Genomic DNA, 19,381 nt, shown 5'->3' with positions numbered 1-19,381 from the left:
GGGCTATCCATCTCCACCCTTACGGATGGAGTCTTACGCCCCCTTTGAACCCCCGAGAAGATAAAATGAGATTTGCCAAAAGAGATATAAATATGACTGAGTTTGGAGGACGTCCCGGTTGGGTCCCGAGGTGAGGAGAGTCCTTATTACCCAGCTCTCCACATGTTAGATATGAAGATTCGTGAGATCTCTCCCATAGTTCTGACCTCCAAGGAAGGTGGATCGGCAACCTGGGCCTCCACCATGATCCTGGTCAGGGTAGTCACAAGTGACGGGACGACGGGTTACGGGGAGGCAGTTCCCACGCTGAGGGTGTCACAAGTTTTCCGTGCTGTGGAGCAGGTAGCCAAGTCGCTTGTCGGAAAGGACGTAGAGAGGTTGGAGAGAAATTACCACGACTGGTACCTTCAAGATTTCTACCTCTCAAGGTCCTTCGAGTCAGCAACAGCCATAAGTGCAGTGGACATCGCCCTTTGGGATTTGGTGGGAAAGGAACTAGGGGCCCCCCTTCACTTGCTCCTGGGGGGAAAGTTCAGGGACTCCGTCCCAGTTTACGCCAACGGGTGGTACAGGGACTGCATCACTCCGGAGCAGTTCGCGGAGAGGGCCAAGGAACTGGTTAGGAAGGGGTATAAAGGACTGAAGTTCGATCCCTTCGGGAGGTACTTCGATTGGATAGATGAAAAGGGATTGAGGGAGGCAGAGGAGAGGGTGAAGGCAGTGAGGGAGGCAGTGGGGGATGAGGTAGAGATCATGATAGAACATCACGGGAGATTCAACGCCAATTCCTCGGTGGAGATAGCGAGGCGACTCGGAAAGTACAACCCACTTTTCATGGAGGAGCCGGTGCACCACGAGGACGTGGAGGGGTATAGGAAGTACAGGAGGTCCACAAACGTGAGGATAGCCCTGGGGGAGAGGTTGATCTCACTCAAGGAGGCCCTCTTCTACTTGAGGGAAGGACTCATGGACGTGATACAGCCTGACGTCACCAATGTGGGCGGGGTGACCGTGGCGAGGAAGGTATGCGCACTGGCTGAGGCGTTCGGCGTGGAGGTGGCGTTTCATAACGCCTTCGGTTCGGTACAGAACGCCGTGTCAGTTCAATTGGCCTCAGTGATACCCAACCTCTTGCTCCTTGAGAGCTTCTACGACTGGTTCCCGTCATGGAAAAGGGACTTGATCTTCAATGAGACCGTGGTAGAGGACGGTCACGCCAAGGTTACCGGGAGAGCTGGGATTGGGGTCAGCATCAACGAGAAGCTTTTGGAGGAGCTCGAGGCCGATCCAAAGACCCTCGAAGTAAAGGAGGAACCGGTTTGGGTAGTTCAGGGAACCTGGAAGTGACCGATAACGTCTATGAGTTTCCTTTAACATGAGGCGACTTTTGAAGGGAGATCCCAAGGCCTTGCTACTTCTCTCCACGTTCCATTTCTGGTTCAGGCTCAGGTGAGCCGTCCCGTAAAGTTGCCTTAGGCCAGGAGGGACGAAGCTTTACGCCCCTCTCTAGGAAGTTCGCTGAGGTTCAGAGTGTTCTGCCAATCACGGGCCTATGAGCCCAGGGACAGGGATGGCGAGTTCAGGGCTTTTCCCCGAGGCGTGGAGGAGGTAAGGGGAGTACGACGAGTTGGTGATAAAGCTGTTGGCGTTAGTAACAAGGACGTAATCTTCCTCAAAGCTCATAAGATAGTCGAAAGGGAACTAGATTTAAACTTTGCCTTTAAACGTTAGACTGTGTCCAATTTGATGTTTTGTATAATATTTTAGTAGGGCGGCGAGATGTTAATACTAGGGTAAGTATGAGCAACAGATGTCTGGACGTCACTGCCCTGTGGTATAACATACTCTCCTCACTGGGTATAAATCATGAGCACGAGACTTTCAGTGAGAGGAACTTGGTAGAACAAGTGTTTAGGAGTCTGAAGTTTAGACTGTAACGCTTCTACGTAACTACTCGTTATTTTTAATCACTTCTAAATATCGTTTTGATTAAGTAATGTTTATATAGTATTACCCAAGTAGTTTTTATTGATGATCCCCCTAACTGATGACGGGCACTGCTCACGAGGTTTGGGGAGTGATAAAGGTGTGGATGGGAGGGTAGCGGTGTTTCCCTCGACTAGCCCCAATGAGTTAAGGGTGACCCTGTATGATCCCTTAAGAGGGGTGCCCGTGGCGGAATTAGAAGTAATTAAAAGTAAGGAAAAGTTACGCCACGGGTAAACACTTGCGAGTATGGATAAACACTTTCCACGCAATGCTAGTAAGGCTTCAGTACTGAGGTGGATTAAGGCGTTCTTCACCTTGTACAACCTCTTACAACAAGGTGAATAAAATTGTTGGACACACTCGAACGTGAAAATTAAGGCAAATTTTCTAGCACGGGAAAGAGACAACGCAGACGTACGTAAACTTGTCCACGTTACTCACAAAGCGTTCATATTATTCGTTATTCACTTCGTCTCTTCTCCTCTTCTTTATTTCATCCGCCATCTCTATTAGCCTATCTGGGCCTATACTGTCTTCAGATTTAGGGGGATCTTCTAAGATACCTATTAATCCAGCCCTCGGAATTCCGAAATCTTTCATCCTTCCTATTGTCCTCCTAGCTTCGCTCTCACTGAACTTGTTTTTCACCTCGTATGCGATGAAAGGCTTTCCCTTCTTGAGCAGAACAACATCAATATCTCCTTGAGGTGTGTAAGCTAATTCTGCATCATAGTATTCAGCTAACATCTCCCCTACGGAAAACTGCATCTCCTTCGAAATAGGGTAAGTTAAATCTACTGAACTTCTTATGCCTTCTGAAACTCTGTATTTTGCCTCTGCATAAAAGGTTACAGACATTATCGGCGAGTCTAGATCGTAGTACCACTCGGTACCTCTTCCACCTTTATGGACCTTGATCTTCTTAATTAACCCCATTTTAAAAAGCGTAGACAAATAGGAGGAAACTTCAGACTGGTTAACCTGCATTGTCTGCTGTAATTTGGCAGAGATCATTGTGGAGTTCCACATGCCTCCTGCTAATTCTAGAAGGATCGCCTCGTACGTTTGGGTCAATTTTCTATCCTCTTCTTGGAAAATCTCCCCTATCAGCCCTTTGGTAATGTAATAGAAGGACTGCGGATTTCTCTTTATATCTTCCCAGTCGCTAGCATGTTCTACAATCCAAGGGTCTCTGAAAAGGAGAGCCTTGTAAGGGTCTTTAACGCTTCCAAGGGCGTCGCTGAACTTTATTATTCCTAGCCTGTAAGGTAAAACTAAGCCTAATAATGGACTATTCCTGTCAATTACCTTGTTTACTGCTCCGTAAGAGCTTGATAAGAGGATCAGTTTCCCTTTAGGATGTGTAGTTGCTATAATGTCTAAATATTTTTCCGGCAATCTCTGAAACTCGTCTAGGATTATTCTCTTTCCTTGCCTCAGGGACGATATTATCCTTTTTATCCCTTCATCTAACCCAATTTCCTCCTCTCCGTGAATTAAGCCTAACGTCCTCGTAATCAAGTAGTAATCGTCGTAATCTAGGCATTTCTTCGCAAGGTAGGTTTTGCCGACCTTTCTTCTACCGTAAATTAACATCCAACCTTTTAGGTTTTTGAGCTCTTCGCACTCTCTTCTTTCTATATCGAACATATATTCACAAACATGTATTAGTCAATATAAGAATAGCTATCTTAAACTACGTAAGTTCTTTCAATATACAAGAAGAGACTCTAAAGTTTATACACAAATCTAAAGTTTATACACAAAAAGGAAAGAGGGAGAAATACTAGGGCAGGTGAGTGTGCATGAAATAAGTGTTGATGACAGGAGAGCTTCCTCCGAAACTCAGCTGGACAGGATCTTGTCCCCCACTATCATTGCAGACAAAGTCACCATGGGTACCCCTATTCCAGGTTGCGTGTACTGACCTACGAAGTACAGATTCTCAATCCTCCTGTGCTTCAAGGGAGGCCTGAAGGGACCTGTCTGGTCTAGAGTGTGGGCTAACCCGAAGGCCGTACCCTTGAACGCGTTGTAGTCGCGTTGGAAATCCCCAGGACCGTAAAACTTGCTGACCTTGACCTGAATCTTACTACCACTCTTGACCTCGAGGTCCCTCAGTAGGGCGTCATAGTAGACCTTAGGCTCCACTCCTACCCCAGGGGTCATGGGTACTAGGACGACCAGATCCCTCAGCCCCCTCTCTGTGGCTCCCCTGTAACTGACGTAGTAGGAGGTGTGGTCCAGTTCGGGAAGGTAACTTCTCTCTAATGCTCGGAAGTGCCTCGTCCAGTCTCCTTTCACGACTATGGTGTGGTGACCAAGGTTCACTTCCCCCTCAACTCCCAGGTAGAGGAGTAAACCGGAGGGGGCCAACTTCCTCCTACTCCAATATCCCTCCCCTAGCTGGTATTCGTAAGGGAGGAGGGAGTCGGCGAACCTGTAGTCTGCGTTGAAAACGAAGACGTCCCCTTCCCACCTCTTCCCTCCAGACCTCACTGCCCTGACCTTTCCGTCCTTGACATCAATCCCGTCAACCTCAGTGTTGAAGTGGAACTCAACGCCACGTTTCAAGCATGCTCGATGTAGACTCTCCACCATTTGGCCGAAACCTCCTTTGGGGTAGTACACTCCCCCTCCGTAGATGGCATAGTTCACCATGGAGTAGAGGGCTGGAGTGTTGAAGGGCGTACCTCCTAGGAACACGGAGGAGAAGCCCAGTGCCTTGAGAGTGAAGTCGTCCCTGAAGTACTTCCTGTTGAACTGATCCAGAGTGGAGAGGAGCGGGAACCTGTTCAGGTTCCTCAGGATGGCCGGATCCATGAGGTCGAGAACCTTGAGCTCCCTGAAGAGGAACTTCTCCAAGGAGAGTCGATAGATCTCCCCCACGTCGTCCAGGTACTCCTTCAGCTGGTTCAGCTCCCCATGACGGAAGTCCCTCCCCTCTCCCCTTGAGCCCAGCTCCCCCGAGTATAATGTGAACATAGGGTCTACTTCCATCAACTCTGGAGGACTCTCTCCAACCCTCTTGTAAAACTCCTGGAAGACCTCAGGCATGAGGTACCAGGAGGGGCCCATGTCGAAGGTGTATTCTCCCAACCTCAGGGTTCTGGCCCTCCCTCCAGGCTCGGGTAATTTCTCGAGAACAGTTACCTCTATCCCTCTGTTGGAGAGGTAAAGGGCGAGGGATAGTCCTCCTATCCCTGAGCCTATTATGGTTATCTTCATCTAGCCTGCCTCTCGGGCACCTTGTCGAGTCCCCTGATCACGAACAGGAAACCCCAGTTACCTTCTCCCTCCTTGTGATGAACGTCGTGAACTTCTATTAACCTCCTGAACGGATCGTGCCTCATTCCCCAGGACCTGAGGTGTATATGTCTGTCGTGGATTATCATGTCGTGGACCACGAAGTACGCCAGCCCATATGCCGTCATCCCTACGGCTACGGACAAGGCCATGGCGTTACCGTAGAGTATCCCGTTCAGTATCAGGTACACTGAGACTCCTGCGAAGAGTAGCCCGAAGAGGTCGTTCTTCTCCAGCTCCCTCTGTTTCTCTGCGTGATGGTCCTCGTGAACTCTCCAAAGCACTCCGTGCATAACGAACTTGTGCATACCTCTAGCCACGAACTCCATTCCCACGAAGGTTATCAACGCGACTAGGGCTAACATTAGCGAGATCATGTAACTCACGTCCTCCTGCTGGTTATAAAACTTCTATTAACTGTAGCTTCACTACCATATAAAAAGGGATCTTAAAATACAGTTTACATAACATCTTATCTGCTCAAACTCTAACCCTGTTAATGAAGAACGTACTACAGGAGATCTTTCGACGAAGTAGCGTGACTTACTATAACAGTACTCTCCTCTTCCCGCAGAGGGTTAGGGCAGACGTGACCAAGCTCTACGCCTTCGTGAGAGTGTTCGACGACCTGGTGGACTCAACCCCACAGAGGGGGGAAGAGTTCAGGGATATGAGGAGAAAGTACTACCTTCAGCTCAGGGGTCGGGACACTGGAGACCCGGTGCTCAGGAACTTCGTGGAACTGAGTCAAAGGAAGGGCTTCAGGGAGGAGTGGGTAGAGGCCTTTCTGGACTCCATGGAGAGTGACCTACACAAGAGGATATACTTTACCCTGGAGGAGACGCTCTCCTACATGTACGGCTCAGCGGAGGTTGTTGGGCTCATGATGATGAAGATCCTCGGCCTGCCTGAACAGGCTGAACCCTACGCGAAGGCGCTGGGGAGGGCTATGCAATACCTGAACTTCATAAGGGACGTCAGCGAGGACAGGACGATGGGCAGGCAATATCTCCCGGTGCAGGATATGGACAGGTTCGGTCTCGATTCCCTTGACACGTGTAACGAGGGGTTCCAGGAGTTCATAAGGTTCAACCTCGGGAGATACTTCTCCTACCAAGAGGAGGCAGAGAGGGGATACAAGTTTATCCCTTTAAGGTACCTTATACCTATAAAGACCGCAGCAGACATGTATAAGTGGACCGGGAAATTGATATATGAGTCCCCCTGTGTTGTGCTCAGGAAGAAAGTTAAGCCCAGGAGAGAGAGGGTGATAATGACTGGAGTGTACAATGCCTTGAAGGTGAGCGTTTGGTCCCTCCTATATTCTTACCGCATCTAGCTTACGTTGAGATAGATTCCCTGATGTTCCTCCCCACACTGATCATTTCCCTCGCCTTTAGAGTAAGGAGGAACTACAGGGCTCTCCTGGTCTCCCTACTCCTCGTTTCCCCGCTCTACATCTCCTGGGACTTCGTCGCTACGGCGATGGACTCCTGGGGGTTCAACAGGGCGTGGATCCTCGACGTTTACGTGTTGGACTTACCCTTGGAGGAGGTACTGTTCTTCTTCGTCACTCCCTTCGCTACACTGCTCATATACGACTTCCTGAATCAGGTGAGGAAGGACTCTGAAGTCAAATGGTTGAACTCCAAGGTGTTCTACGTCCTCTCCGTAATCCTCGTTATCTCGGCCTTTCTCTTTTATCAGTACTCTTACACATCAGTGGTACTCCTTTACCTGGCCTCGTCCTTCCTTTTGGCAGAAGTCCTGGACAGGGACATGCTCTCCTCCAGTAACTATTGGATCTTCATCGGTCTCAGTTTCATTCCCTTCCTGGTCTTCGACTACTTCCTCACCTCGATCCCTGTTGTGGTTTACGGGCCTCACTCCATACTGGGAATGAGGATCCTGACCATACCCCCAGAGGACGCCCTGTACTCACTTTCCATGATGAACTTCTACACACTAGTGTACAGGAGGGCCGGAGCCACGTGGATTGCCAGGACATAGAGAGGCTCTTCTCCAGCGGAGTTGCCTCAGATCTCCTCTCCGTTTATGAGAGAGCAGACCTGGAATCCCTCATAAGGTGGATGAGAAACAGGCCCACCGCCCAGATCAAGATCAGGGAGGTTGAGGGGGACAGTGAAGTGGTGGTAGTCATCCCCACGGCAGACTCCGAAGGAAGTTTCGCCAAGAGAGCGGCATCGCTCTACAAGGGGCTACACGTGGTGTTAGTGGAGAGCAGGGGACAGTTCTTCAATTACGCCAGGAGCGTTAACGCTGGATTGAGGAGGGCCGTGGAGCTTTCCCCCAGGTGGGTCGTGGTGAGTAATGACGACTTATTGAGGGCAGATCCTACTCAAGTCCTCCTGCAAGAGCTCAGCACCTCTACCAGATCCCTGATCATGGCATCCCCCTCATCCTATCACACTTACAGGGTCTCCCTCGTTAAGCCATCAATGACCTTCCTCAAGGGGATGAGGATCGTGGGGAAGCTCCTCAGCTTGGCCCCTGCAGAGGTCTACGGTGAACTGGTCCCGAGGTTCAAGGATAAGTTCCACGTCCGTTTCATGGTGGCGGTGGACTCCATGATGGGGCCCATGAAAAGGTTCGCAGGGAAGGTTGCGGACTCGCTGTGGAATGCAGGGAGTTTCATGGTCCTCTCCAGGAGGGTTATAACCCAGAATACCCTGGATGAGACCTTCATAAATGGCTATGAGGACGTTCTGCTCTCCATGAGGTTCAGAGACGATAAGGAGATTATCCGCTACTCGCTGGAGGAGATGAAGGGCGGTAGCTTGGGATTTGGAAGGATGAGGTTCTTGAGGAATTTCGTCAACGAGATCTATCTTAACTATCTCTTAACGGAGACGAGAAGTGAGACGTGAAGTAAGAATTTAACAATCACGATCAATCCTCATTATACATGCCGTGCAGGTTCAAGCCCCCATCTGAGCAAAGCAGTTACTAGATTTTCCCTTGGTTACAGGACGATATTTAAGGGAAAATCCCACAACTGCTGTAAACAAATGCGTGACTTTCCCATAGGCTCACTGTGATACACGTTGGGATCACGAAACCTCATCCTCTAGCCTTTAAATAAGTTCAGTACCTGTAGGCTACTCTGGAGTTCCTCAGGCCCTCCCTGAAGGCCACGTAAGTCACCACGAATCCTATGCCCACGGCCAAAGCTAAGATAGCCAACACGTCCAGGACTGAAAAGTCACTGCTGTCTATGGATCTCCTGACCTCTTTCCAAGCGGAGTAGAATCCAGAGATGTATTCCCACGCATCCAGGACGGTAACTACGGCGTTGAACACGGTAAGAAGACCGGCCTTCCAGTCCCTGGTCTTCAAGGCTGCCATCCCTGTAGTTACTGTGGCTATGACTCCCCAGATCACTATGGTGAGGCCGAAGAAGAGGAAGCTGAAGGAGAAAAGAAATTGAAAGGTAGACAGGGAAATGTAGCCCAGGTAACCGGCTATGAACGTGATCAGTAGAGTGACCATATAGCTCATGGGGAAGAATCCTCCCAATGTATAAAATATCGAGCCCAGAGCCTTGTTTGTGGCGTAGATTTGGCCCGAGTTGTAGCTGTTCCAAAGGGAGATGACTACGTCTATGACCACTATAAGGATCGCAAATATCAAGCCTAGCATACGCCGATACACACTTACCTGTTTAAAAGTTCATCCCAATCTTACGCTACAGCTTCCTCACTGTCCGTAACGGTTTTCAATAGGTTCGCTTTGTGTCGCTGTTAAATTTTCTCAAGTGACAAACTCATTGATCGACTTAATATTTGAAGTTATTGATTAAATTAAAATAATGGTACGCGTGATCTCTAATAAAAATTGAAGAGATATACAAATCACAATAAGGTTAAAATTTTCAAATTTCTTCTCATTATGTACACTATTATTGGGATGAGACCGAATAGGGCGATTCAGGTCTCCATTGCGATTTCTATTTGTTTCTATAGAATGAAAGTGACTTAATTGATCCTACATCAGTACACGAAAGGGGGACGAGCGCTAGGTCATACCATGAGATGTTTATCCAATCACGTGGTGACCACGCTCGTCCTTGAGGTAGTTGGGGAAGACTCGCCATTAAATGAATGAGATCGAGAGGAGGGCCCTGGAGGAGGAGAGGAGGACCTCCTCCAGGTACGCCAGGGGGAAGGAGGTGAGGAGGAGGGGTTACGCCAGGTACAGGTTCTTGAAGGGGTTCAAGGTCTCCCTCCGGGGGTAGTGTACGGGCTGGAGTGGGTCACGGTGAGGTTGCCCGTGCTGTACAGGGGAGAGGGTGAGGACTGGAGTGGAGGAGTCGCTCAGGGAGGAGAGGCTGGTGCTCAGGGCCCTCCTCCTGCCCGTGTTGGGAACGCCAAGCTCTAAACCCAGGAGCTGGAGGTGGGGGGGACTTCAAGTACGTGATCGTGGACGGGAAGTACGTGAAGTTGAGGGGAGGAAGGAAGGGGGTGCTCCCGATCGCGTTGGGACTCACGGAGGACGGTGTGAGGGCCGTGCTGGACGTGGTCCTGACCAGGGAGGAGGACGTCGTGAGCTACTGGGACCTCCCGGTGAGGCTATGGAGATATAACCTCACCGTCGTTGTAGCTGACGGGTGAAGGCCGTGGAGGAGGCCATCTCCCGCTCCTGGATCCAGGTCGCGAGGCAGACCTGCCTGGTCCACCTCAAACGAAGCAGGAGGGTGAGGGACGCGCTTGACTCCTCTCCCTCGCCGTCCCCACCCGGGGCTCTCCTACCTCCTCGCCCCCAGGGAGGCCCCTCCTCAGGTCCAACAACACGACCAGTCCTTCAACTCCCTCCTGGAGAGTTCGGGAAGTGCCACTCCCCCTGGAGGACCGGATCGCCCGGGCCATAGCCCTCAACTACAACCTCTCGCCCTGTTATCTCATTCTTGTAATAATATTATAAGAACCCTTATTTCTTCGTGAAATGATCAAATATATTCAGTAATTCCTCCATCGAATAAGTCCAAATCAACAAGAGATATTACAATTCGCAATGGAGTCCTGAATCGCCCTAACTTAATTTTATCAATGCACTAAAATCAAAATAGTGAATTGGAATTTGACTTGTCTGGATCTAGCTTAGTATTTGTAGAGAATCTATCTTTAGCGATAACTGATTTTTTGTAATAGAACACTTATAGATCTAACCTCTTCTTGAAAAGGATTAAAAATCTTCTTTATAGCACTTTCTAATACTTTTAGTATTATGTGCCTTCTGCACTTGTTATCCATTTCTAAGGCGTAGTTCTTAATATCTGAAGTTATTAAATTTTTGACACTAGTTATCTCCTTAATGCCCCATCACGGCTACATTGACAAAAATTTATGAGTCAGTAATAGCCAGGTTTATAATCCTTCACGGATCTTGTATTATTGTGAAGTTACATTTATCTAATCTAGGTCCCATAAAGCACGGTGAAATCGAGTTAGGTGACATCACGCTTTTCGTTGGAAAGCCTAACACCGGCAAAAGCACTGCTATGAAAGCGTTATTTTATTCCCTTTACTGTCCAGGTAATCTCATTAAGCTAAAGCAGGACAGCTTTGAGGTAAAGGATAATTTGTTTCTCCTACGCTTCACTATCGACAGAGAGGGAACGAAGGAAAACTACAAGAGTTTCATAAGTGATTCATTACCAGAAGGGGAGTTTAAACTAGAACCTATAAACGTTTTGGATTTCATACTTACTCAAAAACTGAGTTATGAAGACGAGTACAGACCATCAACGTTACCTCCAATGTATTTTCCGAAAACGTGTAGTGACGAGGATATAAAACATCTAAGGTTTTCCCTTAGTAACACAATTTACAAAATCAGCGTCAACGGTGATAAAGGAGAAGTTAAGGTTGATGTCTCTGATGTAAGTGAAACCTGCTTAAAGGATAACGAAACTCTTTCATCTATTTCCACCGTTATGTTGAATATTGCAGAACAGCCAGTAAACTCCCAGTACTGTATAGGGTTTAACGAGTCTCTAAGCAAAAATGGAATCAATGGCGTTGTTTACATTCCTTACGGTAGGTCTTTCCTAGTGCTTCAGAAGTTTATATTACAAGAAATTTTGAACTCTCTCACGTCGGCATCGCCTTCCCCCTTTTCGCGGTTGGAAGAAGTTATATTTAGAGGATTTGTAATGGCAATAAACCCCCCGTTTAAAATTACAAGACCTAATTATCTGACGGATTACTTCGAGGGCTTAACTACATACAACGAGAAAGTATTCAACTTAATAAAACCGCTATTGAAAGGACAGATAGCAAATGTTGGCGGGAACTTAGTTTACACTGAGGAAAATAAGAAAATACCGTGGGAGTACGTTTCAGCTTCAATACTAGAGATCGTAAGTTTCTTGCTCTCGGTAGAGGTGGGCAGTCTGATATTGTTTGAAGAACCTGAAACACAACTACACGAGGAATTACAACTACTAATGGGTATGGTTCTTTACGCTTTATCCTCAATTAACCGTATCGTGATTTCTACTCACAGCCAGACTATAGTTTCCACTATCGCCCACCTGAGTATGTTAAAGCCCACTAAGGAGGAGTTAAAGGACTTGTTTGAGGACTTGAAAGTGAAGGATTACGAGGCGTTAGCAGAAGCTGTAGAAAAGGCTAATGAAAAAGTTAAGGATAAAGTATATCTTAAAGTATATCACTTTACCGAGGGAGAGGTTAAGGATGTGAGTATCGACTATGTCGTGAGGGGTTTGCCCGGTACTAAGGACGTATTGGAAAAGGAGTTTAGGTGGTTTTCATCACTTCATTCGAAGAGACTGTTCGGGCAAAAGTGACGTAGTTTACTTGAGTTAAGAAATCCTATTAGAGGCGTTCGAACAAAGGTGAGAGATTATGGTAAGTTTACTGGTCGAGAAGGGAGTACTTGAGGAAAATTGCTGTAACTTTTTCATAAAAGACGATAATGTGTTACTTTTTATAGACATGGAAGAGGTTTTTAGGGGACTAAATAGAGTAGAAGATGAGGATTTAAGAAAATTTTACACTGGTAACTTAGAGGAGATTGGCATTAATTCACGTGAGCACTGCGATGCTATCGAAATAGTGAGAGATGCAAAAGGCGAACTTATAATTAAAATCATTGAACTAACAGCAATGCAGGGCAGGGATCTTCACACGTTACTAAACAAGATGAATTTTTGCATAGCATTTATAAACACTCTAGTGAGGAGGTCTTTGTATTTAAGTGCTAATAATGTGAGATACGTAACTGTATTTGTGGTTAACCCTAATGACGTTGGCAAGGTCAAGGAATCTATCGAGAGAAATAGGGATATCATAACTAACACCTATCGCTGGTTATATTATTTTACCAACACGTTAGTACCGAAAGTGATACCATGTGAAAAACTGTCCAACTAAATTAGGAAGCAGCAGTTATGGGACTTTCCCTTAAATATCGCCCTGTAATCAAGGCAAAATCTAATAACTGCTGCTTTTTAGTCAAACTCTTTATACCCTCTCCTGACATCTATCATTATGAAATCTGTGGAACTGTCCCTTAAGTACCAGGGGAAGATACAGGTAGTGCCCAAGGTCCCCATAAGGAGTTACGACGACTTCTCCACCATTTACACTCCCGGTGTGGCGGAGGTGGTCAAGGAGATCTCAAAGGACAGGGATAAGAGCTTCCTCTTGACAAGCAGGTGGAACATGGTCGGTATAGTCACAGACGGCTCAAGGGTACTGGGACTGGGAGACGTAGGACCCGAAGCCGCTATGCCCGTAATGGAGGGGAAGGCCCTACTATTCAAGTATCTGGGCGGAGTGGACGCGATACCCTTGCCCATATCTGCAAGGAACCAGGACGAGATAGTGAAGGTGGTGAAGGCCCTGGAACCGTCCCTAGGCGGGGTTAACCTGGAGGACATAGAGAGCCCCAAGTGCTTTTACGTCCTTGAGAAACTTCAGGAGTCCCTCTCCATCCCAGTGTGGCACGACGACCAGCAGGGCACTGCCGGAGCCGTCCTCGCTGGGTTGATAAACTCCCTCCTCCTCACGGGGAGGGGCCTCGACGTCAAGATAGTTATCTTTGGCGCAGGGGCAGCCAACATAGCCACTGTAAGACTCCTGAGTTCCTACGGCTTCGATCCCAGGAACATGGTAGTTATAGACAGGGAGGGGGTACTACACGCGGAGAGGAGAGATTTGGACTGGATGATGTTCAACCACAGATGGAAGTACGAGGTGGCCATAAGGACCAACGGAGAGAATGCGAGGACTGTAGAGGAGGCGTTCAGAGGTGCGGACGTGCTCATAGCTGCGTCCTCTCCTGGACCCGGAGTGGTGAGGAAAGAATGGGTCTCCCTCATGAGGAGGCCCATAGTGTTCGCACTGGCCAATCCCGTCCCCGAGATCGACCCTGAGGAAGCTGTGGACGCTGGTGCCCAGGTCGTAGCCACTGGCAGGAGCGATTACCCCAACCAGGTGAACAACTCCCTGGTGTTCCCAGGAGTTTTCAGGGGAGTGTTGGACAGCAGGGCCTCAAGGATAGACGACAGGATGGTCATAACTGCCTCTGAGACCCTGGCGGAATACGCCAGGAGGTCGGGGTTGAGGAGGGATCACATCGTGCCCAGGATGGACGAATGGGACTTCTATTACGAGGTCGCCTCGGCGGTGGCTGAGAAGGCGGTGGAGTTGGGATACGCCAGAGTGAAGATGAAGAGGGAAGAGTTCAGAACCGTAGCCAGGAAGAGGATAGAGGAGGCGAGGAGGTCGGTGGAGGTGTTAGCCCGTGAGGGTTAGGAGAGCTAAGGACGAAGACGTTCCCTTTATCGTAGAGGCATTCTCAAGGATGTATTCCCTGAACTCTGAGTTTGATCCTCTCCTACAAGTCCCAGGGGATCTGGAGGACAGGGTGGAGAAGTCTATCAGGGAGGGGCTCAAGGGAGGAAAGGAGCTACTGGTGGTAGCTGAGGATGGAGACAAGTTGGTAGGGGCTGCTAGGGTTAAGATACTGGAGAGGGAGTTCTACGTCCCCAACAGAGTTGCTGTAATAGAGGAGATCTACGTGATGCCAGCTTACAGGAGGAGCGGAGTAGGAGAGGCCATACTGGACTACCTGACGTCGGAGCTCAAGGGACTCGGGGTCGACTCAGTTACCGCCAGATTTCCCGCCAAGAACGTCATCGCAGTATCCTTTTATAAGAAGAGGGGATTTAGGGAGATACATTACGAGTTCGTCAAGAAGTTGTAGGGATGTACCATGCCGGTCACGGAAATTAAGTTGAGGTTCGTGAAGGCCTTCATCGTGGAGAACAATAAGGGCGAGACTATATTGGTGGACGCAGGGACCCCAGGGAGTGGTAAAAAGTTGAGGGAAGTCCTTGAACAGAGGGGAGTTTTGAACAGACTGAGGGCAGTAGTCTTCACCCACTCCCACGGCGACCACATAGGAGGAGCTCCAGAGTTGGGACTCAAGGTACCTCTGCTCATCCACGAGGATGGAGAGAAGTTCCTGAGGGAAGGAAGGTGGAGGAAACCTGTAATCCACTCGAGGTTGTATCGTGTTGGGTTCTCTCTACTCTCCCTTTTCATGAAGGATGATGGCAGACCTCTGCAGAGTGTTGAAAAGCTGAAGGAGGGAGAAATCATTGAGGGAGTGAACGTAATTTATACACCTGGACACACGTCGGACTCGGTCACCCTCCACCTACCCCACGAGAACGTAGTGATAGTGGGGGACACCCTTCAGGGTACCGGCTCTGGGCTGAGGCTACCTGTAATATATGAGGATAAGGATCAATTACTGGAGAGCGTGAGGCGAATAGCCTCACTCAATCCGCAGTTCGTATACGTGTCCCACGGTACGAGCGGGAAACCGAGGTGGCCGGACGAGATTAAATGAGCCTGACTAGGAAGGGAAGGTCGACGGCCTCGCTTGATTCTTCCATAATTGGTTGTTCACCATTTGGAGGGCCTTGGAGTAAACTAGTTCCTTCCCTTCTACAGCAGTTATGGGACTTTAAGGTAACTTAAAGATTTTCATCAGCCCCGGCGGTCCACCTAAATGACGTTCAACGAACCTGAGGAACGCCTCCACGCTCCTAAGGTTCAGCTCCTCCACCAGCTCCCTGACGACGTTGGTCACGATGGTGAAGATCGTGAGGTAGCCCCGAAGCCTCTCCCTCCTCCAGAATGAGGAGTCCTCCAGTCCCAAGGCCTTGACGTCCCTGTGGAGCTCCTCGATCTCCCACCTCATCCTCCAGGCCTCCTCGATCTCCTCCTCGCTGAGCGAGAGGTCGGTGGTGTAGAGGTACCTGGAGTGTGTCCCGGAGTCACGTTTATGTTCCTGGACGAGCAACTTCACTGTAGTCACTCGGTTTCCCAGGGTCAGGTCGGCGTAGTAGAGTCCGGGGGGTAGGTCTCCCACTGGGAGGTGTCCCTCCACCTCCTCGAGGGTCCCCTGGGCCGACTCGACCCTGAGCTCGGTTGGACTTGAGCTCAGACACCACGTTGTCCCTCACGAGCTTCTCGGACCAGTACCACGAGTCGAAGACGACCCTGGACACGCGGAAGTACCCCTTGAGCACGTCCAACATCTGGCCATCTCGATCTTGGTCTTGAACTCGGTGACCATCCCCAAGTCCAACATCTTCCTCACGGCGTAGGGGAAGGCTCCCACCATGAACGTCCTGCCCGTGGAGAGGTCCACTACGGCGACAGTGAGGAGCTGCACGCCCCTCTCGAACCTCCCGTGGGTGTGGCAGTAGATCCAGTAGTTCCCGTGGGGGCTGACGTCCCTCCCCCTGGAGCGTTGTGGTCCACGGTGTCGTCTATGATTACGGCCACCTGACCCTTCACCAGCCCAGACAGGACCTCCAGGTAGTCCCTCCACGCATAGTCGAGCTCTCCCAACGCCTCCAGCAGGTTTGCGTAGTCCAACCCGAACGTCTCGGCCGCGTTCCTCACGCTGGCCTCCGTCAGGACCATCAGGACAAGTACCGGTTAACCTTCCTGCTCCTCCCGTTCCTCCTCACTATGCCCAGGACCTGGTTGACCGCCCTGACCAGCCTCTCCTTAGCGAGTCCGATCATTCCTTTTCCGTTTGGCATCTTCATCTTTTCAGCGGGACGACGTCGAAAATTAAAAACTTCTCGCTAATACCGAGTTCTTCGTATTACCTCCCTAAGATTCCCATAACTGCTGCCTTCTATTTTCAAGTCTTTCAACATGTCTTGGGTGTCCTTAGGTGTCATCCTTCTCCCTTCTTTCCTCGCGTTATTCACTGCGTCCAACAGGGCATTGTACACTTTAGCCTCAACCTGCATCACCCTGAGGAGTTTTTCCTCCCTGGTTGGGTAAATCCTGTACTTGAATGATAGCTGAATCTTGTCACTCTTTCCCCTGGCTCTCCACATACTTTTTCAATACCTCCAGTGTTACCTGTCCACTTGTTGCTAGGAAGTAGGAAGGCGACCAGAAGTGTCCTTTCCATAGTTTTTCCTTTACTTGAGGAAATTTTCTCTGTATTTCCCTAGACGTGATCGTCTTGATCGCGTTTATGTATCCGGGTATATTCAAGGTCGGTTTCGCCTTGAATAACATGTGGAAGTGGTCTTTATCCACCCCTATGTCTATGACCTCAACTTCGAACGTTTCGCTTATTTCTTGAATTTGTTCCTTTAGGAAGTTTATAATCTCTTCATTATCGAACACCTTCCTGCGGTACTTCACCACCTGGACATAGTGGTAATAAAGAGCGTAAATTGAATGCGATCCTCTGTCCAATCTGTACCGCATAGTTACATCTATTTTTTAATAACTATAAAGGGTTTCTGTAAGGGGGCTACCCATCCCCCACCTCACGCGGTAGACCCAAAATCACCTCCTTGAAAATAAATCTATATTAATAAGCGGTTGTACCGATTTAAGTAGAAAATCTTTTAGATAGAATAAATCATCAGAAAACAAGAGTATTAGGAGTAACCTGAACTCCTCCCTCCTCACCTCCCCCTTGAACACGGTGTACAGGGAGTAGAGTACGATTGCCAGCACGAAGATCAACGTGCGGAAGACGAACTTGGTGGAACTGGTGAAGGGGAGAAAAGCCTTGATGTTCCGGTAAGAGGTCTCTATGTGACCCCTCACCTTGTTGTACAAGTCCAACACCTCCCCCTTCGGTAGGTTCAGATTAGTCGCCCTAGCGAAGTAAACTAGAGTCCTCTTCTTTCTCCTGACCTTCTCCTTGCTGTACACGAGGAGCCTGAACTTGACCTGCTCGTCCCTCCTGTATTACCTCCCTAAGACTCCCATAACTGCTGTATAAAAATATTTCTAATACTATGAAAAAGATTCAGTCCTTAATCTTACCACACTGCAGTTACATACCTTCGCCTAGGTCGCTCATGGGTGTAAAGAATCGTAAAGAGAATCCCAAGACCTCAATATTCTAAGTCAAGGGATCTACGCCGATCCTGTACCGCAATTGCAGAGACCCAGCTCATCTATCTCGGAGTTACAAATAGGACAAGTGAATCCGGTTCCTTTCATTTCGTAGCACATCTTACCAAATTGGGCTAAGTGTGGATTGAATAGGCTCTCAATACCTTCGTGCAAACTTTTAAATCTTATTCTCCAGAGCGGCGAATCGTCCTTAAATAAGGTGAAAGTGACAGATTTTAACCCACCCTTCTCCTCAATATCATCCTGTCTTAACTGAATTTTCTTCATAACATAAATTCTCCAGCACTACTTTAAGAACTTTTTCCCGAGAAAACTAAAAAGTTTTAAAGTTTTAAGTAGTTTAAATCCCAACTGAAGGAACCTCCAACGTACTTAAGTTATTATGGAATAAAAAGTCATATACTGAAAGTAGCCATGGCCTCAGATTTCAAAGATATGCCGGGCGTGTAGAGTACTATGGTATAGTTTCCAGGGGAGAGTTTCAAGGGTAGTAGCAGTTGGAATTGAGCCTCGCTACCTAAGGGGATCACAAAACCGGAGTACCAGTTGACGCTGTCTCTCTTATTCTCATTCCAAGGGGCCTGGACTACCTTCACAGTAAAGTTCGATATCTGGGAAGAGTTGAGATAGATGTGCCACGTGGAGTTATATATTTCCAGGAGGGGAGCGGTAGCTGGATAGGCATCAGGACCATCAATGTCAGTTACATTCATGGCCAATAGAGTTCCGTTCCCGTGTTGACTCGCCTGTATGTAACAGCAGTTATGGGATTCTCCCTTAGGTACCGCCCTGTAATCTAGGTGAAATCTAATAACTGCTGTATGTAAGTTATCTCAAGTTTGGGAAGTTTCTAGTAGTTCACTAGGGGTCCCACAACGTTCCCGTAAGCCCACTGACCCGTAGCTAAGATCCATCCTGCCACTAGAACCGTGAATATTAAGGCTATCAGGGCGGTTTTGTCCATTTTCCTCACCATAGCTTAATCATGTTTAGGATAGGAACCTTCTTGGACAGAGCCCTATCACCTAACTTCTTGTAGAGTATGCTGTCAAGCCCCATAACTCTACCAGAGGCCGTCAGCATCAGGACCACTGCTCCTGCAGTCAGTAGAGAGCCTATTTGCCATTCGTCTTCACAGGTAGACCCTAACCAGTAGGCTGGAGCGAAGCCCAGGGACATAATCAAGGCAGCTAGAGAGGAAAGTGTTTACCCGTGGCGTCACTTTTCCTTACTTTTAATTACTTCTAATTCCACCACGGGCACCCCTCTTAAGGGATCATACAGGGTCACCCTTAACTCATTGGGGCTAGTCGAGGGAAACTTCAATACCCTCCCATCCACACCTTTATCACTCCCCAAACCTCGTGAGCAGTGCCCGTCATCAGTTAGGGGATCATCAATAAAAACTACTTCGGTGATACTACATAAACACAACTTGACAAAACGATATTTAGATGATTAAAATAACCAGTAGTTACGTAGAAGCGTTACAGTCTCACTAGCTTCTTTACGGCCTTTACTCCCCTCAAGGAGGACATAATGGGTAGCGATAGGTCCGATCCGTGGGGCGGCTCAAGTTGCATGGCCACTCCCGTTACCACCTCGCCGAGGGAAACTCCCTCGAG

The 19,381-nt window shown here is 48.6% G+C and carries 19 protein-coding genes and 7 pseudogenes; 13 read left to right on the top strand and 13 right to left on the bottom strand.

The window, feature by feature from the left end:
* Nucleotides 1–171: 171 nt before the first annotated feature.
* Nucleotides 172–1,347 carry a mandelate racemase/muconate lactonizing enzyme family protein gene (locus tag METMK1DRAFT_RS00870; RefSeq protein WP_009069745.1) on the top strand — a complete coding sequence of 392 codons (1,176 nt, stop codon included), beginning with the start codon at nt 172–174 and terminating at the stop codon, nt 1,345–1,347.
* A gap of 195 nt (nt 1,348–1,542) precedes the next feature.
* Here METMK1DRAFT_RS00870 and METMK1DRAFT_RS17020 read toward each other — a convergent pair whose 3' ends face one another.
* Nucleotides 1,543–1,683: a hypothetical protein gene (locus tag METMK1DRAFT_RS17020; protein WP_009069743.1), complete on the bottom strand. Its 141-nt coding sequence runs from the start codon at nt 1,681–1,683 to the stop codon at nt 1,543–1,545.
* A gap of 149 nt (nt 1,684–1,832) precedes the next feature.
* Here METMK1DRAFT_RS17020 and METMK1DRAFT_RS19795 point away from each other — a divergent pair.
* The 3 genes and pseudogenes from METMK1DRAFT_RS19795 to METMK1DRAFT_RS17010 form a co-directional block, all read left to right on the top strand.
* Nucleotides 1,833–1,934, top strand: a pseudogene (locus METMK1DRAFT_RS19795) (IS6 family transposase); the annotation flags it as partial.
* Between the two features lie 97 nt (nt 1,935–2,031).
* Complete coding sequence (locus METMK1DRAFT_RS00865) at nt 2,032–2,223, top strand: hypothetical protein (protein WP_009069740.1); 192 nt, start codon at nt 2,032–2,034, stop codon at nt 2,221–2,223.
* Between the two features lie 3 nt (nt 2,224–2,226).
* A pseudogene (locus METMK1DRAFT_RS17010) lies at nt 2,227–2,334 on the top strand (IS6 family transposase); the annotation flags it as partial.
* Between the two features lie 108 nt (nt 2,335–2,442).
* Here METMK1DRAFT_RS17010 and METMK1DRAFT_RS18645 read toward each other — a convergent pair.
* The 3 genes from METMK1DRAFT_RS18645 to METMK1DRAFT_RS00850 form a co-directional block, all read right to left on the bottom strand.
* Nucleotides 2,443–3,639, bottom strand: a complete 1,197-nt coding sequence (locus METMK1DRAFT_RS18645; protein WP_009069736.1) for an AAA family ATPase — start codon at nt 3,637–3,639, stop codon at nt 2,443–2,445.
* A gap of 195 nt (nt 3,640–3,834) precedes the next feature.
* A complete protein-coding gene (locus tag METMK1DRAFT_RS00855) occupies nt 3,835–5,217 on the bottom strand; it encodes a phytoene desaturase family protein (RefSeq protein ID WP_009069734.1) in 1,383 nt (460 codons plus the stop codon).
* Complete coding sequence (locus METMK1DRAFT_RS00850; RefSeq protein ID WP_009069732.1) at nt 5,214–5,672, bottom strand: sterol desaturase family protein; 459 nt, start codon at nt 5,670–5,672, stop codon at nt 5,214–5,216. Before METMK1DRAFT_RS00850 ends, METMK1DRAFT_RS00855 begins: the two co-directional genes overlap by 4 nt.
* 122 nt (nt 5,673–5,794) lie before the next feature.
* Here METMK1DRAFT_RS00850 and METMK1DRAFT_RS00845 point away from each other — a divergent pair, with 122 nt between their 5' ends.
* Genes METMK1DRAFT_RS00845 through METMK1DRAFT_RS00835 form a run of 3 tightly spaced genes read left to right on the top strand, consistent with a single transcriptional unit; the run spans nt 5,795 to nt 8,183 of the window.
* Nucleotides 5,795–6,634 carry a phytoene/squalene synthase family protein gene (locus METMK1DRAFT_RS00845; RefSeq protein ID WP_009069731.1) on the top strand — a complete coding sequence of 280 codons (840 nt, stop codon included), beginning with the start codon at nt 5,795–5,797 and terminating at the stop codon, nt 6,632–6,634.
* Nucleotides 6,604–7,305, top strand: coding sequence for a lycopene cyclase domain-containing protein (locus METMK1DRAFT_RS00840; RefSeq protein ID WP_009069728.1), 702 nt, complete (start codon nt 6,604–6,606; stop codon nt 7,303–7,305). The genes METMK1DRAFT_RS00845 and METMK1DRAFT_RS00840 overlap by 31 nt, the downstream gene beginning before the upstream one ends.
* Complete coding sequence (locus METMK1DRAFT_RS00835; RefSeq protein WP_009069726.1) at nt 7,287–8,183, top strand: hypothetical protein; 897 nt, start codon at nt 7,287–7,289, stop codon at nt 8,181–8,183. The genes METMK1DRAFT_RS00840 and METMK1DRAFT_RS00835 overlap by 19 nt, the downstream gene beginning before the upstream one ends.
* Before the next feature lie 217 nt (nt 8,184–8,400).
* Here the strand turns inward: METMK1DRAFT_RS00835 and METMK1DRAFT_RS00830 are convergent, their stop codons facing one another.
* A complete protein-coding gene (locus tag METMK1DRAFT_RS00830; protein ID WP_009069723.1) occupies nt 8,401–8,955 on the bottom strand; it encodes a hypothetical protein in 555 nt (184 codons plus the stop codon).
* Between the two features lie 387 nt (nt 8,956–9,342).
* On the opposite strand from METMK1DRAFT_RS00830, the pseudogene METMK1DRAFT_RS15885 reads away from it, so the two are divergent.
* The 6 genes and pseudogenes from METMK1DRAFT_RS15885 (at nt 9,343) to METMK1DRAFT_RS00795 (ending at nt 15,198) form a co-directional block, all read left to right on the top strand.
* Nucleotides 9,343–10,236: pseudogene (locus METMK1DRAFT_RS15885) on the top strand (transposase).
* A gap of 472 nt (nt 10,237–10,708) precedes the next feature.
* The gene (locus tag METMK1DRAFT_RS00815) at nt 10,709–12,124 is read left to right on the top strand and encodes an AAA family ATPase (protein ID WP_155812238.1); all 1,416 of its coding nucleotides are present in this window, start codon (nt 10,709–10,711) and stop codon (nt 12,122–12,124) included.
* 58 nt (nt 12,125–12,182) lie between these two features.
* On the top strand, nt 12,183–12,710 hold the full coding sequence (locus METMK1DRAFT_RS00810; RefSeq protein ID WP_009069712.1) for a hypothetical protein: 528 nt from the start codon (nt 12,183–12,185) through the stop codon (nt 12,708–12,710).
* Nucleotides 12,711–12,827: 117 nt separating this feature from the next.
* Nucleotides 12,828–14,096 (top strand): NAD(P)-dependent malic enzyme, encoded by a 1,269-nt coding sequence (locus METMK1DRAFT_RS00805; RefSeq protein ID WP_009069710.1) that lies wholly within the window; start codon nt 12,828–12,830, stop codon nt 14,094–14,096.
* Nucleotides 14,097–14,145: 49 nt separating this feature from the next.
* The gene (locus tag METMK1DRAFT_RS00800; protein WP_425357376.1) at nt 14,146–14,547 is read left to right on the top strand and encodes a GNAT family N-acetyltransferase; all 402 of its coding nucleotides are present in this window, start codon (nt 14,146–14,148) and stop codon (nt 14,545–14,547) included.
* Between the two features lie 9 nt (nt 14,548–14,556).
* The gene (locus METMK1DRAFT_RS00795; RefSeq protein WP_009069706.1) at nt 14,557–15,198 is read left to right on the top strand and encodes an MBL fold metallo-hydrolase; all 642 of its coding nucleotides are present in this window, start codon (nt 14,557–14,559) and stop codon (nt 15,196–15,198) included.
* 117 nt (nt 15,199–15,315) lie between these two features.
* Here the strand turns inward: METMK1DRAFT_RS00795 and METMK1DRAFT_RS00790 are convergent.
* The 8 genes and pseudogenes from METMK1DRAFT_RS00790 to METMK1DRAFT_RS00755 all read right to left on the bottom strand — a co-directional run bounded on the left by METMK1DRAFT_RS00790 (nt 15,316) and on the right by METMK1DRAFT_RS00755 (nt 19,190).
* A pseudogene (locus METMK1DRAFT_RS00790) lies at nt 15,316–16,405 on the bottom strand (transposase).
* A gap of 93 nt (nt 16,406–16,498) precedes the next feature.
* Nucleotides 16,499–16,711, bottom strand: a pseudogene (locus tag METMK1DRAFT_RS00785) (helix-turn-helix domain-containing protein); the annotation flags it as partial.
* Nucleotides 16,686–17,093: an IS200/IS605 family transposase gene (gene tnpA, locus METMK1DRAFT_RS00780; RefSeq protein WP_009069692.1), complete on the bottom strand. Its 408-nt coding sequence runs from the start codon at nt 17,091–17,093 to the stop codon at nt 16,686–16,688. The gene tnpA and the pseudogene METMK1DRAFT_RS00785, both read right to left, overlap by 26 nt.
* 81 nt (nt 17,094–17,174) lie before the next feature.
* Nucleotides 17,175–17,585, bottom strand: a pseudogene (locus tag METMK1DRAFT_RS00775) (ISH3 family transposase); the annotation flags it as partial.
* A gap of 171 nt (nt 17,586–17,756) precedes the next feature.
* The gene (locus METMK1DRAFT_RS00770; protein ID WP_009069689.1) at nt 17,757–18,023 is read right to left on the bottom strand and encodes a hypothetical protein; all 267 of its coding nucleotides are present in this window, start codon (nt 18,021–18,023) and stop codon (nt 17,757–17,759) included.
* A 128-nt stretch (nt 18,024–18,151) separates the two neighbouring features.
* Nucleotides 18,152–18,469: a TQO small subunit DoxA domain-containing protein gene (locus METMK1DRAFT_RS18640; protein ID WP_009069687.1), complete on the bottom strand. Its 318-nt coding sequence runs from the start codon at nt 18,467–18,469 to the stop codon at nt 18,152–18,154.
* Nucleotides 18,470–18,725: 256 nt separating this feature from the next.
* Nucleotides 18,726–18,959 (bottom strand): annotated as a pseudogene (locus tag METMK1DRAFT_RS00760) (TQO small subunit DoxD); the annotation flags it as partial.
* 15 nt (nt 18,960–18,974) lie between these two features.
* Complete coding sequence (locus tag METMK1DRAFT_RS00755) at nt 18,975–19,190, bottom strand: hypothetical protein (RefSeq protein WP_009069681.1); 216 nt, start codon at nt 19,188–19,190, stop codon at nt 18,975–18,977.
* Between the last annotated feature and the right edge of the window lie 191 nt (nt 19,191–19,381).

Origin of the sequence: Metallosphaera yellowstonensis MK1 (assembly GCF_000243315.1) — an archaeon.
GTDB classification, from domain to species: Archaea; Thermoproteota; Thermoprotei_A; order Sulfolobales; family Sulfolobaceae; genus Metallosphaera; species Metallosphaera yellowstonensis.
Note: the sequence above shows the minus strand (reverse complement) of the source record. Positions and strands in the feature narration are given on the sequence as shown.

Bases quoted from the DNA above. Each gene is read 5' to 3' on its own strand.
- METMK1DRAFT_RS00800 (WP_425357376.1), top strand. From the start codon at position 14,146: ATGTATTCCCTGAACTCTGAGTTTGATCCTCTCCTACAAGTCCCAGGG.
- METMK1DRAFT_RS00865 (WP_009069740.1), top strand. From the start codon at position 2,032: ATGATCCCCCTAACTGATGACGGGCACTGCTCACGAGGTTTGGGGAGT.
- METMK1DRAFT_RS00770 (WP_009069689.1), bottom strand. From the start codon at position 18,023: ATGAAGAAAATTCAGTTAAGACAGGATGATATTGAGGAGAAGGGTGGG.
- METMK1DRAFT_RS00805 (WP_009069710.1), top strand. From the start codon at position 12,828: ATGAAATCTGTGGAACTGTCCCTTAAGTACCAGGGGAAGATACAGGTA.
- METMK1DRAFT_RS17020 (WP_009069743.1), bottom strand. From the start codon at position 1,683: ATGAGCTTTGAGGAAGATTACGTCCTTGTTACTAACGCCAACAGCTTT.
- METMK1DRAFT_RS00830 (WP_009069723.1), bottom strand. From the start codon at position 8,955: ATGCTAGGCTTGATATTTGCGATCCTTATAGTGGTCATAGACGTAGTC.
- tnpA (WP_009069692.1), bottom strand. From the start codon at position 17,093: ATGCGGTACAGATTGGACAGAGGATCGCATTCAATTTACGCTCTTTAT.
- METMK1DRAFT_RS00810 (WP_009069712.1), top strand. From the start codon at position 12,183: ATGGTAAGTTTACTGGTCGAGAAGGGAGTACTTGAGGAAAATTGCTGT.
- METMK1DRAFT_RS18640 (WP_009069687.1), bottom strand. From the start codon at position 18,469: ATGAATGTAACTGACATTGATGGTCCTGATGCCTATCCAGCTACCGCT.
- METMK1DRAFT_RS18645 (WP_009069736.1), bottom strand. From the start codon at position 3,639: ATGTTCGATATAGAAAGAAGAGAGTGCGAAGAGCTCAAAAACCTAAAA.
- METMK1DRAFT_RS00795 (WP_009069706.1), top strand. From the start codon at position 14,557: ATGCCGGTCACGGAAATTAAGTTGAGGTTCGTGAAGGCCTTCATCGTG.
- METMK1DRAFT_RS00850 (WP_009069732.1), bottom strand. From the start codon at position 5,672: ATGATCTCGCTAATGTTAGCCCTAGTCGCGTTGATAACCTTCGTGGGA.
- METMK1DRAFT_RS00845 (WP_009069731.1), top strand. From the start codon at position 5,795: ATGAAGAACGTACTACAGGAGATCTTTCGACGAAGTAGCGTGACTTAC.
- METMK1DRAFT_RS00855 (WP_009069734.1), bottom strand. From the start codon at position 5,217: ATGAAGATAACCATAATAGGCTCAGGGATAGGAGGACTATCCCTCGCC.
- METMK1DRAFT_RS00870 (WP_009069745.1), top strand. From the start codon at position 172: ATGAAGATTCGTGAGATCTCTCCCATAGTTCTGACCTCCAAGGAAGGT.